This window comes from Chryseobacterium sp. CFS2 (assembly GCF_036543225.1).
GTDB lineage: Bacteria > Bacteroidota > Bacteroidia > Flavobacteriales > Weeksellaceae > Chryseobacterium > Chryseobacterium culicis_A.
The window spans coordinates 196,994-210,350 of the sequence record NZ_JAZHQU010000003.1 but is presented as its reverse complement, the minus strand read 5'-3'; the positions used below and the strand labels follow the sequence as shown (position 1 = coordinate 210,350).

14 protein-coding genes are annotated in these 13,357 nt (G+C 37.5%); 12 read left to right on the top strand and 2 right to left on the bottom strand.

Annotated elements, in window-relative coordinates:
- Positions 1 to 11: 11 nt before the first annotated feature.
- From ODR02_RS07790 to ODR02_RS07745, 10 genes are all read left to right on the top strand, one after another.
- Positions 12 to 626 carry a Crp/Fnr family transcriptional regulator gene (locus tag ODR02_RS07790; protein WP_245169705.1) on the top strand — a complete coding sequence of 205 codons (615 nt, stop codon included), beginning with the start codon at positions 12 to 14 and terminating at the stop codon, positions 624 to 626.
- Between the two features lie 359 nt (positions 627 to 985).
- Positions 986 to 1,573 carry a ferritin-like domain-containing protein gene (locus tag ODR02_RS07785; protein ID WP_309512059.1) on the top strand — a complete coding sequence of 196 codons (588 nt, stop codon included), beginning with the start codon at positions 986 to 988 and terminating at the stop codon, positions 1,571 to 1,573.
- Positions 1,574 to 1,628: 55 nt separating this feature from the next.
- A complete protein-coding gene (locus ODR02_RS07780) occupies positions 1,629 to 1,931 on the top strand; it encodes a hypothetical protein (RefSeq protein ID WP_209784479.1) in 303 nt (100 codons plus the stop codon).
- 15 nt (positions 1,932 to 1,946) lie between these two features.
- Positions 1,947 to 2,324, top strand: a complete 378-nt coding sequence (locus ODR02_RS07775; protein ID WP_309512058.1) for a hypothetical protein — start codon at positions 1,947 to 1,949, stop codon at positions 2,322 to 2,324.
- Between the two features lie 59 nt (positions 2,325 to 2,383).
- Positions 2,384 to 4,522 carry a catalase gene (locus ODR02_RS07770; RefSeq protein WP_309512057.1) on the top strand — a complete coding sequence of 713 codons (2,139 nt, stop codon included), beginning with the start codon at positions 2,384 to 2,386 and terminating at the stop codon, positions 4,520 to 4,522.
- A gap of 116 nt (positions 4,523 to 4,638) precedes the next feature.
- Positions 4,639 to 5,139 (top strand): CinA family protein, encoded by a 501-nt coding sequence (locus tag ODR02_RS07765; protein WP_209784476.1) that lies wholly within the window; start codon positions 4,639 to 4,641, stop codon positions 5,137 to 5,139.
- Between the two features lie 4 nt (positions 5,140 to 5,143).
- A complete protein-coding gene (locus ODR02_RS07760; protein ID WP_309512056.1) occupies positions 5,144 to 5,941 on the top strand; it encodes an SDR family NAD(P)-dependent oxidoreductase in 798 nt (265 codons plus the stop codon).
- 10 nt (positions 5,942 to 5,951) lie between these two features.
- A complete protein-coding gene (locus tag ODR02_RS07755) occupies positions 5,952 to 6,701 on the top strand; it encodes an SDR family oxidoreductase (RefSeq protein ID WP_309512055.1) in 750 nt (249 codons plus the stop codon).
- A gap of 203 nt (positions 6,702 to 6,904) precedes the next feature.
- The gene (locus ODR02_RS07750; protein ID WP_309512054.1) at positions 6,905 to 8,434 is read left to right on the top strand and encodes an FAD-dependent oxidoreductase; all 1,530 of its coding nucleotides are present in this window, start codon (positions 6,905 to 6,907) and stop codon (positions 8,432 to 8,434) included.
- 53 nt (positions 8,435 to 8,487) lie between these two features.
- Positions 8,488 to 9,144 (top strand): DUF6766 family protein, encoded by a 657-nt coding sequence (locus tag ODR02_RS07745; RefSeq protein WP_209784472.1) that lies wholly within the window; start codon positions 8,488 to 8,490, stop codon positions 9,142 to 9,144.
- Here the strand turns inward: ODR02_RS07745 and ODR02_RS07740 are convergent.
- Positions 9,141 to 9,929, bottom strand: coding sequence for an AraC family transcriptional regulator (locus ODR02_RS07740; protein ID WP_309512053.1), 789 nt, complete (start codon positions 9,927 to 9,929; stop codon positions 9,141 to 9,143). The two genes, ODR02_RS07745 and ODR02_RS07740, sit on opposite strands and share 4 nt — an antisense overlap.
- A 161-nt stretch (positions 9,930 to 10,090) precedes the next feature.
- On the opposite strand from ODR02_RS07740, the gene ODR02_RS07735 reads away from it, so the two are divergent.
- Positions 10,091 to 11,170 (top strand): Atu1372/SO_1960 family protein, encoded by a 1,080-nt coding sequence (locus ODR02_RS07735; RefSeq protein ID WP_309512052.1) that lies wholly within the window; start codon positions 10,091 to 10,093, stop codon positions 11,168 to 11,170.
- Between the two features lie 81 nt (positions 11,171 to 11,251).
- Here ODR02_RS07735 and pdxR read toward each other — a convergent pair whose 3' ends face one another.
- The gene (pdxR, locus tag ODR02_RS07730; protein ID WP_309512051.1) at positions 11,252 to 12,700 is read right to left on the bottom strand and encodes a MocR-like pyridoxine biosynthesis transcription factor PdxR; all 1,449 of its coding nucleotides are present in this window, start codon (positions 12,698 to 12,700) and stop codon (positions 11,252 to 11,254) included.
- Between the two features lie 101 nt (positions 12,701 to 12,801).
- Between pdxR and ODR02_RS07725 the strand changes: the two genes are divergently transcribed.
- A complete protein-coding gene (locus tag ODR02_RS07725; protein ID WP_034698222.1) occupies positions 12,802 to 13,257 on the top strand; it encodes a cupin domain-containing protein in 456 nt (151 codons plus the stop codon).
- Positions 13,258 to 13,357 lie beyond the last annotated feature (100 nt).

Here is a 13,357-nt window from a genome sequence, read left to right as displayed (position 1 = left end):
CCTAGTAAAATATGAAAACAATAAGCTGCATGAATATTGATGAAAGCCTTCTGTACTCTTTTGGTGCAGAAAACAGGGATTATAAAAAACGGGAGTCGGTTTTTAGAGAAGAGGATCATGCGCTTTATTATTTTCAGATCAGCGAAGGAAAAGTAAAACTGAATAATTATAATGAAAACGGAAAAGAATTCATTCATAATATTCTTGGCAAAAAACAAAGCTTTGGAGAAGCCATGCTTTTCCTTAATCAGAATTATCCAATCAATGCCATATGTCTTGAGGATTCGCGGATTATAAGACTTCCCAAAAATAATTTCTTTGAAATGATCACGCAGAATCCTGATCTTTCTCTCGAAATGAATGCCTGCCTCTCCCAGGAAATTTTTTATAAATTGAAAATGATGCAGAGTCTGGCATCGCAAAACCCTATGCAGAGGCTGAAAGGCTTACTTGATTATCTTAAAAGCTATCACGATGAAGACTGTCATCAGTGTTACCATATTGCATTTACGCGGCAGCAGATTGCCAATCTTACGGGTCTGCGTGTAGAAACAGTGATCAGAAACTTAAAAAAGATGGAAAAAGAAGGAATGCTTTCTTTAAAAGATCGAAAAATTTTATATTAATATTCATTTTGATGACTCAGATCATAAAATAGTGAGTTATTCTGTCGTACATTTGACATTCATTCTTTCCATATAATTCTTAAGACCTTAGTAAAAGGCACGCAAAAAGCACTTTGCTTTTGTTATCGTTTAAAATTACCGATACCTAACTGTTGCCGTCTAATACTAGCTACGGGCTGTAATACGTATCACTAATATTAATATAAAAAAATCAGTTATGAACACTAGAAATTCAGGAAACTACGGACAATAAAGTCTCATTATTTGGAGTGAGACGTAATTCATAATTCTTTTTCCAGGATTGTTTCTTTAATCAAGTAAAAAGAGGTAATCCTTTAATAACAAACACCATTCACACCATGCCCAATAAGATATTAGAAAATAATAGTGCAGTTCCTGCCACCAAAAAAGGAACGGCAGATAAAGAAACAGTCAACAAGGATGAAATGAAAAATTCACCGCTTCATAAGTTCTTTGTAAGTGCCCTAAAGGATATTTATTTTGCTGAAAATGCCATTCTGGACGCATTGGAAAAAATGCAGGAAGCTGCTACTGCAGAGGAATTGAAAGATGCTTTTGAAGACCATCATCTTCAGACCCAAAAACATGTTGAACGACTGGAAAAAGTATTCCAGCTCATTGATGAAAAGCCTGAAAAGAAAGAATGTAAGGCTATCAAAGGGATTATTGAAGAAGGGGAAGAAGTTATCAAAGCTACAGAAGACGGTACTGCAACAAGAGATGTAGCATTAATTATTGCCGCACAGAAAGTAGAACATTACGAAATTGCCACTTATGGCGGATTGGCTCAGCTAGCTATAACCATGGGACATGATAAAGCTGCGGATCTTCTTGAAAGAACCCTTCAGGAAGAAGAAGACACTGATTCTTATCTTACAGATATTGCAGAAACATCCATCAACTTTGATGCAGAACAAGAAGACTAAACTATACAATAAGCCATGTAGCTTTATGGCTTATTTAATCATGAAATCAAAATATATGGACTGTCAGAAAATTATAAAAACACTGAGACACAAAGATTTTGTAAAAGTGTCCCATACAGGAAAGTGCTTCGAGGACGGAGCCGCAATTTATGCAAAAGAGATCAGAGAAAATATCTTCCTGCTATTTATCATTCTGAAAGATATTGATATTGAAAATATACAGGCGTTAATTGCTCATTTCGACTGTTTCGGCAGTATCGGATTAAAAGAACCGGAACAGATCATGTTTTATTTATCCATAAAAGATAAAAATGACCTTCATTATTTTGAACAATATTTGAAAGTTTCCAATAACTAATACCATTTTTTGACTATGACATTTGAAAACGACACTTTGCAACATTCCGAATTGAATAGCAAAAATAATGCAATAGAAAATGAGTCATTATTTCCGTCTATTATGAATTCTTACGGAGTAACAGCTTTTCTGATTAAGTCTTTAGAAAAGATTAAAAACAATGCTACCTGTGAAGTTCTGAAAGGAGTTATAGATACTTATCTCGAAGAATATATCCTCAATATCCAGGAGTTTCATTCTAACAACACAACGAAAACTACAGATATGGATGCTGAAATAAGATTTGAATCACCTGCATTTACCTTGTATGCTAAAACAGCTTATTATAAAGTCCTGAAGGAGGAAGAATATATCAACAGGCTTCTTGAAATTCTGGGAAATAAGACAGAGTAATTTCTGCGCCCCATTATTTAACTGCTTTTGAAAGAAAATACACCAACTACAAAAAGATTATGAATATGAACACCAACGAACACAACAAGAAAGCAGAACAACTGGATGTACACAGTACTTCTAACGAAAATGAAAAACTGACTACCAATCAGGGTTTAAAGATCAATAACAATCAGGATTCTTTAAAAGCCGGAGAGCGTGGCCCTTCATTGCTGGAAGATTTTATTCTGAGAGAAAAGATTACCCATTTTGATCATGAAAGAATTCCTGAAAGGGTAGTTCATGCACGGGGATCCGGTGCACATGGCGTTTTCAAACTTAGCAAAAGTCTTGCGGCATACACCAAAGCAAAATTTTTAACAGAACTGGGAAAAGAAACTCCGGTATTTGTAAGATTCTCAACCGTTGCAGGAAGTAAAGGAAGTACCGATCTTGCGAGAGATGCCCGTGGATTTGCTGTGAAATTTTATACAGAAGAAGGAAATTATGATCTTGTAGCCAATAATATTCCTGTATTTTTTATTCAGGATGCCATCAAATTTCCGGATCTGATACATGCTGTAAAGCCGGAGCCGGATAATGAAATTCCGCAGGCCGCATCTGCTCATGATACATTTTGGGATTTTATTTCACTGATGCCCGAAAGTATGCATATGATTATGTGGGTAATGAGTGACAGAGCCATCCCGAGAAGTTTGAGAATGATGGAAGGATTTGGGGTACATTCTTTCAAATTTATCAATGAAGAAGGAAAAGTTCATTTTGTAAAATTCCATTTCAAACCCAGATTAGGAGTTCATTCCGTAGCCTGGAATGAAGCACAGATGATTTCCGGAGTAGATTCTGATTTTCATAAAAGAGACCTTTGGGAAGCTATTGAAAATGGGGATTATCCGGAATGGGATTTCGGAGTACAGTTGATTCCTGAAGAAGATGAACACAAATTTGATTTTGATCTTCTTGACCCTACAAAACTGGTTCCCGAAGAAGAAGTTCCGGTAGAGATTGTAGGAACTTTGACATTAAACAGAAATCCGGATAATTTCTTTGCAGAAACTGAGCAGGTTGCCTTTCACCCGGGACATATCATTCCAGGGATTGATTTCACCAATGATCCGTTGCTGCAGGGAAGATTATTTTCCTATACCGATACTCAACTCTCAAGACTGGGATCTCCCAATTTCCATGAAATACCAATCAACAGATCTATCAACACCGTTCATAACAACCAAAGAGATGGTCATATGAGACAGCAGATCGTTAAAGGAAAAAGCAGCTATGAGCCCAATTCCATAGGTGGCGGATGTCCTTTTCAGGCCATGATGTCTGAAGGCGGATTTACCTCTCAGAAGGAAAGAGTTTCCGGAGAGAAAATAAGAGAAAGAAGTAAAAGTTTTGTAGATCATTATTCACAGGCTAAACTATTTTACAACAGTCAGTCAACACCGGAGAAGACGCACCTTCAAAATGCATTGATTTTTGAATTGTCAAAAGTCACCCGTCCCGAGATCAGAGAAAGACTGGTAGGTCAGCTGGCCTATATTGATACAGATCTTGCCGGAAAAGTAGCAGAAAAATTAGGAGTAGAAGTTAAAAAACTGGAATGGCCCAATCAAAGTCTGCCAGCGGATAGTAATATCATAGACCTTCAAAGCGAAGAAAAAGAGCCTCGTACAAAGACTTCTGATGCTTTAAGCATGAAGAATACCATTAAAAATACCATTAAAACCCGGAAAATAGGTTTTATTCTGGCGAATGGCGCTGATGGCAAAACTGTTAATAATCTTAAAGCTAAACTCGAAGCAGAAGGCGCCAGAGTGGAACTGATTGCAACCAGTGTAGCTCCTGTAAAATTGAATGACGGTTCCGAACTGACTCCCAAACATTCTCTTAACAGTACGGCAAGTGTCTGTTTTGATGCTCTTGTCATCTGTCCGGGAGAAGATTCCGTAAAAGAACTGATGATGGCTGAAAACAAACATCTGGTTCTGCATTTTATCAATGAAGCATATAAACACTGTAAAGCAATTTACTTTGGAAAGGATACAGAGGTACTTTATCATAATTCCAATGTATCAGCGAAACAGCATGAGGATCCTGCAATCATTACATGGGAGGACGGAGATCCAACAGATAAATTCATCAAGGCTATTGCTCAGCACAGAGTCTGGGATCTTGAAAAGGAGAGAAACGCATAATCATAAAACACCCTTCACACCCATCATTTTAAATATTTTAATATGAAAGCAAAGCTGCTGTCTATTCATTCAGCAGCTTTTTTTAGCCTTTTTTTAACCTCACAAAAAATATTATTATGGATTTTCAAAAAAATCTTCTTGAATATATAAGCCAATCCCTGATGACCATCGATGAGAGCATTTCTATTGCAGAAAGTGTTACTTCAGGATGTTTGCAGCTGGCTTTCTCACAGATGCCTAATGCTTCTATGTTCTACAAAGGAGGAATGACAACCTATTCTTTGTCAGAAAAAGTAAAATTACTAAAAGTGGACAGACAGGAAGCCGAAGAATGTGATTGCGTATCCGAAAATATTGCCGAAACAATGGCATTAAATGTTGCAAAATTGTACGACTCGGACTGGTCTATCGCTACAACCGGCTATTGTACGCCAATCAGGAATTCCGGCTATAAAATTTTTGCCTATTTCTCATTCTCTTACAAAGGTGAGATTGTTCTGACTAAAAAACTGGAATTGCATCCGAAAACACAAGCCCTGAATGCCCAGCTGTATTACACAGAATTTATTTTGGGATGTTTTAAAAGTGAACTTAACAGGCTTTTAATCTTAAAATAAATCTATGGAACGCAAGAATCAATATGCCCTTATTACAGGGGCTACCAGTGGTATAGGTTATGAACTGGCAAAACTGTTTGCAAAGAACGGTTATGACCTTGTAATTGTGGCCAGAGATCATGAAGAGCTGAAAATAAAAGCCGGTGAATTCAAAAATTACGGAGTGAATGTGATCAGCATCTCCAAAAATTTATTCTTACAGGAAGAGGTCTATTCTCTTTATTCCGAATTAAAAATGAATGGAATAAGCCCTGAAATATTGGTGAATGATGCCGGACAGGGAGTGTATGGGAAATTTCAGGATACGGATATTCACAAGGAAGTAGACATTGTCCAGTTAAATATCATTTCAGTCATCATATTGACCAAACTGTTTTTAAAGGACCGTCTGCCCAAGGGATCAGGGAAAATTTTAAATCTGGCCTCTGTTGCCAGTAAAGCTCCTGGTCCGTGGCATTCGGTATATCATGGTACTAAAGCATTTATATTATCATGGTCTGAAGCCATTCGTGAAGAGCTGAAAGATTCAGGAATTACAGTAACGGCTCTATTGCCAGGTCCTACAGACACGGATTTCTTCAATAAAGCAGATATGAACAGAAGTAAAATACTGGAAGACAGAGATAATCTGGCTTCACCAGAAGAGGTGGCTGCTGATGGTTATCATGCCCTGATGAGCGGTGATGATAAAATAATATCAGGGTTAAAAAACAAACTTTCCGTAGCAATGGCCAATATAGCCAGTGATAGTATGGCAGCTCATAGAATGTCTGAAATGCAGAAACCTTCAGCAGAAGAATAAAAAGATTGGTATGACAGGAAAATTAGAAAATAAATCTGTTTTAATTACCGGAGCAGACAGCGGTATAGGAAAGGCTGTAGCTCTTCTTTTTGCCCTGGAAGGTGCTGATATTGCTATTATATACCATTCAAGTGACAACGATGCCGGAAAAACAAAGGCGGAAATTGAAAAACTGAATAAAAAATGTATCATTTTCAAGGGAGATATCAATGATTATGAATTCTGTGAAGAAACGGTAAAAGAAGTTATTTCATCATTCGGAAAAATTGATATTCTCATTAATAATGCTGGTGTTCAGTTTCCGGCAGAAAGCATTGAACAACTTGAAGAAAAAAACATCAGACAGACTTTTGATTCCAATATCGTAGGAATGATTTTGTTAACGAAAGTAGTATTTCCATATCTGAAAGAAGGTGGAAGTATTATCAACACTACCTCGGTTTCAGCGTATCAGGGCCATCCTGAACTCCTTGATTATTCTGCAACCAAAGGAGCTATTGTTTCCTTCACCCGCTCATTGGCACTTCAGGCAAAACCAAAAGGAATCCGTGTGAATGCTGTTGCTCCGGGACCTGTGGCTACACCGCTTACCGAAGAAACTTTTGATCAAGAGAAAGAAAATCCCCAAAAACCTCCTCTGGAGAGAAATGCCACACCGGAAGAAATTGCTCTTAGCTTTTTGTTTCTGGCCAGTAAAGATGCTTCACAGATTACAGGCCAGGTACTACATCCCAATGGAGGGCTGATTGTAAACGGTTAACATTAAATAGTTAAAATATGAAATCTACAGCACTTATTTTAGGCGTTATCAATCTATTTGCTTTTGCATAGTGCAGATGTAATATTGACGAAGATGAAAATAGAAAAAGAGACCAAAAAAAATCATTCCAATACCGATAAAACAGGGCTTCCTGAAAGTGATATATTGAGTGTCAGATAAGTTTAACATTAAAATATTTGGTTATGTACAGAGACGGAGCAAGAAAAAGCATATGGCAGGAAGAGGTCAGAAAATTTTCTACAGAAACTGATCTCAATTCATTATTTGATGTTGCCATAGTAGGCGGCGGAATTACCGGAGTTTCAACAGCAGTGAAGCTCCAGGAATCCGGAAAAAGATGTATTATCCTGGAAGCTGTGAATATTGGATTCGGAACAACCGGAGGTACAACTGCTCATTTAAATGATTTTTTTGATACAACTTTTAATCAGGTTATCCGTGATTTTGGACTGGATCATGCTAAACTGTATGCACAGTCCGGAACTGATGCCATCAGCATTATTGAAGATAATATTCAGAAATATCAGATCAGCTGTGATTTCACAAGGAAGTCAGCTTACCTTTTTGCTTTGGACGAAAAACAGGAAGAACGGTTAAAAGATATTGCAGAAGGAGCAGCTAAGGTAGGTCATGAAATGAATTATGTAAATGAGATTCCTTTTCCTATACCATTTAAAGAAGCGGTGCTTATTCCGGGGCAAGGGCATTTTCATCCTGTAAAATATATTAAAGGACTTTGCGAAGCCTTTATAAAACGGGGAGGTTCTATTCTGGAAAATTGTCTTGTTAAAGAACATGATGAGCAGAAAGACTATGTTATTTTAAAAACTTCTCAGGGAGAAATAAAAGCCAAGCATGTAGTGTATGCCACTCATATTCCGCCTGGAGTGAATCTGCTTCATTTTACGAATGCGCCTTACAGAAGCTATGCTATGGCATTTACTATGAAAAATGATAAATATCCGTGGGAACTTGGCTATGATCTCTGTGAACCTTATCATTATTATCGTATTCAGAATATTGATGGTGAAAATCTATTGATTGCTGGGGGCGAAGATCACAAAACTGGGCATGCAGACGATACCGGAGAATGTTTTTCAATTCTTGAAAATTATGTCAGAAAATACTTTGATGTGGAAACTGTATTTTACAGCTGGTCCAGCCAATATTATGAACCTATAGATGGACTTCCGTACATTGGAAAACTTCCCGGAAGTAAGGAACGAATTTTTACAGCTACCGGTTTCAGAGGAAATGGAATGATATTCGGGACCCTTTCTTCACAGATCCTGCATGATCTGATTAGTACCGGAAAAAGTAAATACGGAGAACTATTCAATCCTTCAAGAATAAAACCTATTGCAGGATTTTCAGATTTTGTGAAAGAAACTGCAACCGTTGCATTTGATTTTATAAAAGATAAAATTTTAACTGAGAAAATTGATTCCTTCTCAGAAGTCGGAGAAGGAGAGGCAAAAGTCATTAAGTATGAATCCGAATCTTACGCCCTTTATAAAGAAAATGACGGCACACTGCACCTTCTCAGAAGTACCTGTCCGCATGCCGGATGTGAAGTCCGGTGGAACAGTGCAGAGCTGAGCTGGGACTGCCCATGCCATGGATCCAGGTTCAATGTCAATGGGAAAATCCTTACCGGACCCACCACAAAGAATCTGCAGAAAGTATTTCCTTATCAAAAACGTGATTCATAAACCTTAAACTTTAAACTTTAAACCTTGAACCTTAAACATTTAAATTAAAAGTTATGTCACGCACCAGTTTCCTGTATCGCAACAGCTTAAGTATTGTTCTGATTACTCTGATGATTATATTTCTTGCAGGGCAGTTTTTTATGGGTTGGAGAACTGAAAACAAAGAACTTATTGAAAACGGCAAATCTGCGTTAAAGATTACTGAATACATTCATAGCGGTCATTTTATCCAGGCTACCTTTGAAAACTGGGAGAGCGAATTTCTTCAGATGATGCTCTATGTTTTACTAACGATTTCTCTGCGGCAAAAAGGCTCCAGTGAATCAAAATCTATGACAGAAGAGGAAGATGTTGACAAAGAACCTGTTGCACATCCCAAAGCGCCATGGCCAGTTAAAAAAGGCGGCATATGGCTGAAACTCTACAAACACTCTTTATCACTTGCTTTTGCAATTCTCTTCCTGGCAAGCTTTATTTTGCATTTCTATGGAAGCTTAACGGATTTTAATGATGAACAGATGATGAAAAGTAAACCTTCCGTTACAGCAATGCAGTATATTTCAGAATCAAGGTTCTGGTTTGAATCTTTTCAGAACTGGCAGAGTGAATTTCTGGCGGTAGCTTCCTTGGTTCTTTTATCGATCTGGCTTCGTGAAAAAGGCTCTCCCGAATCAAAACCTGTTGATATGCCTCATGACGAAACCCCTTAATTCTTATTCACCTTTGGCTTGGTCTGCATGATGGCAAAATAGGATGACGTGAATGCTGATAGACTTTGGTAACCCACTTTATAAGCTACTTCACTCAAAGTGTATTGTCTGGTATCGATTAGTTCAATACTTTTTAAAATCCTTGTCAGCTGAAGATATTTCTGTAAGGTAATTCCTGTTTCGTTTTTAAAAATTCTCTGCAGGCTTCGCACAGACATTTGTGCTTTTTCAGCCAGAGCATCAATATCCATATTATATTTAAAATGAGAATTGATCTCATTACATACCGGGATCAGTCTTACATCAGTAGGTACAGGAATTTCCAGACCGCTGCTTTCCTTACAGAAGTTGGGAAGGCTCTTTAAAATGGCTTTAAAAAAGATGTCCTGTTCTTCATTATCTTCCAATAATTGATTCCATTTTGAGGCATACAAAAGCATTTCCTTTAAAACAGGCGGAACAGCAAATACCTGAACATGCTGGTAAAATTCTTCTTCAAAAACCGATTTGAACAGGAATACCATCAGATTGACTGTTTGGGCTTCCGAGGTTATTTTGTGAGCTTTTTCTGAAGGAATCCAGATGACATGATGCTGTGGGACAAGATAAATTTTCTGGTCAATATGGAAATACTGATAGCCTTCCTCTACAAAAGTAAGCTGTGCACGGTTGTGCATATGCTCATAATCGTCATGCTTCCAGTTTTTTTCGCACCATACATAAGCTTCTTTGTTGATGGAATCTACAAACTGGCTTTCCGTTTTTTCAATCAGTCCACATTTCATGTTGTCGTTTTGTATGTATATTTTGGCAAATTTAATAAAAACGACAGTAGTAATTTTGTACTATCAAATAATTAATCCAACATATAATCTATATCTTATTCAGAATGAAAAAACTATGTCTTTTTTTTATTTTAATTTTATTATCTAATACCACCAACATTATGGCACAAAATAAAGCTAAAATATTAGTTCTCATCCATTCAGATAATGGAGGAACTTACAACCTGGCTAAAGAAATAGCCAAAGGAATTGAAAGTGAAAATATTGCAGTTCCTTATATTAAATTGGTCAAAGCTTCAGAAAATCCCAACCTGAAGAATATACCAGTGGCAACAGTAGATGAACTTACAAATTATGATGGAATTGCCTTTGGATCACCGGTTTATTTCGGGAACATCAGTACAGGAATGAGCGAATTCTTATCAAAAACTGTTCAGTTGTGGACCAGCCATGCTTTGGAAGGAGTTCCGGCTACCGTCTTCATGTCTGCAGGAAGTGGAGCCGGAAAAGAACTGGCACTTCAGGCATTCTGGAACAGTCTTGCCGTACACGGAATGGTATTGGTGTCTAATGGAATCCGCGGAACAGAAGAATTGAATAAAGCGATTCCACAGGGGAATACAGTACTGGGAGTTACGAGCATGGCTTCTTTAAAAGATGTGGAAAGGCCTACGAAAGGAGAGCGAAATATTGCCGAACTTCAGGGAAGAAATTTTGCAAAAGTAGTATGGGCACTAAAGGATACGCATCCTAAAAAAATAGTAACTGCTGTTGAAAATCACCAGAATTTCAGTGAAATACTGAAGAAAAAAAATATTACCCTTCCTCAGGTTCCTAAACCGGCAGGGAATTATCAGCCGTTTGTGCGTTCCGGAAATCTGGTATTTATCAATCAGGTTGCTTTGAAAGACGGCAAAATTTTCAATCCCGGAAAGTTAGGAGTGGAAGTTAATGAACAGCAGGTAAAAGAGGCAACAAAAGTAACGATGCTGAATGTTATTTCTGTATTGAATGAAGCGGTAGGAGGAGATTTAAGCAGAGTGAAGCAGTGTGTACAACTTACAGGAATTTTCAATACCAAAGATGATTATACAAAACATGCAGATCTAATGAACGTTGCTTCTGATCTGGCGGTTGAAGTTTTCGGAGAAAAAGGAAAACATGCCAGAGCTACTTTGGGAGCTTCATCTATTCCTGTAGGCTCTTCCGTAGAAATTCAGGCGGTTTTTGAAGTAGAGTAGTTTTATAACTGATATATAGCTTCCTCAATTAAAAGTTTATCATCTAAAAACATATCCAATTCAACAGATTACGCAGAGTTTCTAATGCTCTGCGTAATCTGTTGAAAATTTAGAAATAACCTCAGCAATCAAAGGAATACTTTGTGCCAGCTGTTCCTCAGAAAGTGCTCCATAGCTTAATCTGAAACCATTTACATGATTTTGACTGTATTGCTTCGGATGGATAATCTTAATATTTTTATCCAGTAATAATTGAGTTATCATATCCCAATCCAGTTGTTTTTTAGGAACAATCCAAAAGGCGAGACCACCTTCAGGCAAAGTAAAATCTGCAATATCGATCATGCATTTTTTTAACAGCTCAAAAACAAAATCTCTTTTATTTTTATAATGAACGGTTGCTTTTCTGATATGTTTTTTCACAGCTCCTTCTTTGATCAGTTGAAGAACAGCCTGTTCCATGATGACATCTCCGTGAACATCAATAATCTTTCTCAGATCACCAATTTTTTTCAGCAATTCCTGGTTTTTAGTGACCAGATAACCAATTCTCAAAGCTGGTGCCACCACTTTGCTCAATGTTCCGATATACACATAATTGTGAAGTTCCGGAAAACTCGAAATGGGCAGAATAGGGCGATATCCAAAATGAAATTCATTATCATAATCATCTTCAATAATCGTTACATTATATTGGTTTGATAATTCAATCAATCTCAATCTTCTTGACAGGCTCAGCGTAACCGTCGTAGGATATTGTCTGTGAGGAGTAATGTATATGGCTTTGACATTCTGATGCTCTGTCAAAAGTCTCTCAATAGCTTCCATATTGATTCCTTCTCTATCCACAGGCACACGCAAAAGCTGAGCTCCGGCATATTGAAAAGCTTGCCATGCAGGCTGATATCCGGGATCTTCTACAATAACCTGGTCTCCGGAAGTTAAAAGAGTCTGAGCGGTAAGAAACATTCCCATCTGGCTGCCACGGGTAATAGAAATTTCATTTTCATGAATATGCATTCCGCGCTGATGATTAAGCATCTGGGAGATCATTTTCCTGAACTCTATATCGCCATGTTCATCTCCATAACCCATCATTTGCCATTTGGCTTTGATACTGAAGATTTGCCTGTAAGCTCGTGCCAGTTCATTGACAGGCGCAATTTTACTATCAGGATGACCATCATCAAAATTGATCAGAACTCCGTTAGGCATTGTCCGTTGATTTTGAGAATCATGCATTGCATCTGCATTTTTTCCATGTAACAGAGGAAGCTTTTCTGATACAAAAATACCTTTCCTTTCTCTTGAAATTACCCATTCTTCATTAATCAGGACCTGGTAGGCTTCCACCACAGTATTTCGGTTAATTTTTAAGGTTTGGGCAAGATTTCTGCTTCCGGGCAGTGCATCTCCTGCTTTTAATCTTCCTGAGCGGATATCCGTGATAATAGTATCTGCAATCTGTAGATAAACGGCTTTATCAAGATTTTTATCAATTTCTAATTCTAATTTCCAAGGACGTAACATCTGGACTATCTATTTATGTGAAAACTGAATCATTTAAACAGTCCAAATATAGAATAATTTTGTCATGCAATAAAGCACAAAACCATAATAATTTTAAAATCATGGACAAGAAACAATTCAGTTCTAAAGATTTCCACGAAACTTTTGCAAGACCAAAGTATGTAAAACCAAGCCATTTAATTCATAAAAATGTAGAGAATGCGGGGGAACACAACCAGTTTTCAACTGAGAGAAAGCATCCGGTTTTCTTTGTTGATCTTCCGAGTAAAAATGTAAGCATGACCATTGGAGGATTAACTCCCGGACAGCAAACGAACAGACACCGTCATACTTATGAAACGGTATTATTTGTAATCGAAGGAAAAGGCTGGACAGAAGTAGAGGATGAAAGAGTACACTGGGAAGCTGGAGATGCCGTTTATATTCCTTCATGGGCCTGGCATAAACACCAAAATTTAAGTGATACGGAACCTGCCAAATATATTGCCTGCGAAAACGCTCCTCAACTGCAAAACTTAGGAGTGGCTTTGAGAGAAGAAGAAGGCAGAGACCTTTAGGATCTGAGAGGTAAACCATTGAGAAACTGTTTTCGTTACTTTTATTGATACTGGATATGATTTTCCTTTTTAAAGGAAAGCTCAATTGAATATTCTTAAC

Coding starts and splice junctions, on each gene's coding strand:
- ODR02_RS07755 (WP_309512055.1), top strand. CDS start 5,952: ATGACAGGAAAATTAGAAAATAAATCTGTTTTAATTACCGGAGCAGAC.
- ODR02_RS07745 (WP_209784472.1), top strand. CDS start 8,488: ATGTCACGCACCAGTTTCCTGTATCGCAACAGCTTAAGTATTGTTCTG.
- ODR02_RS07760 (WP_309512056.1), top strand. CDS start 5,144: ATGGAACGCAAGAATCAATATGCCCTTATTACAGGGGCTACCAGTGGT.
- ODR02_RS07765 (WP_209784476.1), top strand. CDS start 4,639: ATGGATTTTCAAAAAAATCTTCTTGAATATATAAGCCAATCCCTGATG.
- ODR02_RS07735 (WP_309512052.1), top strand. CDS start 10,091: ATGGCACAAAATAAAGCTAAAATATTAGTTCTCATCCATTCAGATAAT.
- ODR02_RS07790 (WP_245169705.1), top strand. CDS start 12: ATGAAAACAATAAGCTGCATGAATATTGATGAAAGCCTTCTGTACTCT.
- ODR02_RS07775 (WP_309512058.1), top strand. CDS start 1,947: ATGACATTTGAAAACGACACTTTGCAACATTCCGAATTGAATAGCAAA.
- ODR02_RS07725 (WP_034698222.1), top strand. CDS start 12,802: ATGGACAAGAAACAATTCAGTTCTAAAGATTTCCACGAAACTTTTGCA.
- ODR02_RS07780 (WP_209784479.1), top strand. CDS start 1,629: ATGGACTGTCAGAAAATTATAAAAACACTGAGACACAAAGATTTTGTA.
- ODR02_RS07750 (WP_309512054.1), top strand. CDS start 6,905: ATGTACAGAGACGGAGCAAGAAAAAGCATATGGCAGGAAGAGGTCAGA.
- ODR02_RS07785 (WP_309512059.1), top strand. CDS start 986: ATGCCCAATAAGATATTAGAAAATAATAGTGCAGTTCCTGCCACCAAA.
- ODR02_RS07770 (WP_309512057.1), top strand. CDS start 2,384: ATGAATATGAACACCAACGAACACAACAAGAAAGCAGAACAACTGGAT.
- ODR02_RS07740 (WP_309512053.1), bottom strand. CDS start 9,929: ATGAAATGTGGACTGATTGAAAAAACGGAAAGCCAGTTTGTAGATTCC.
- pdxR (WP_309512051.1), bottom strand. CDS start 12,700: ATGTTACGTCCTTGGAAATTAGAATTAGAAATTGATAAAAATCTTGAT.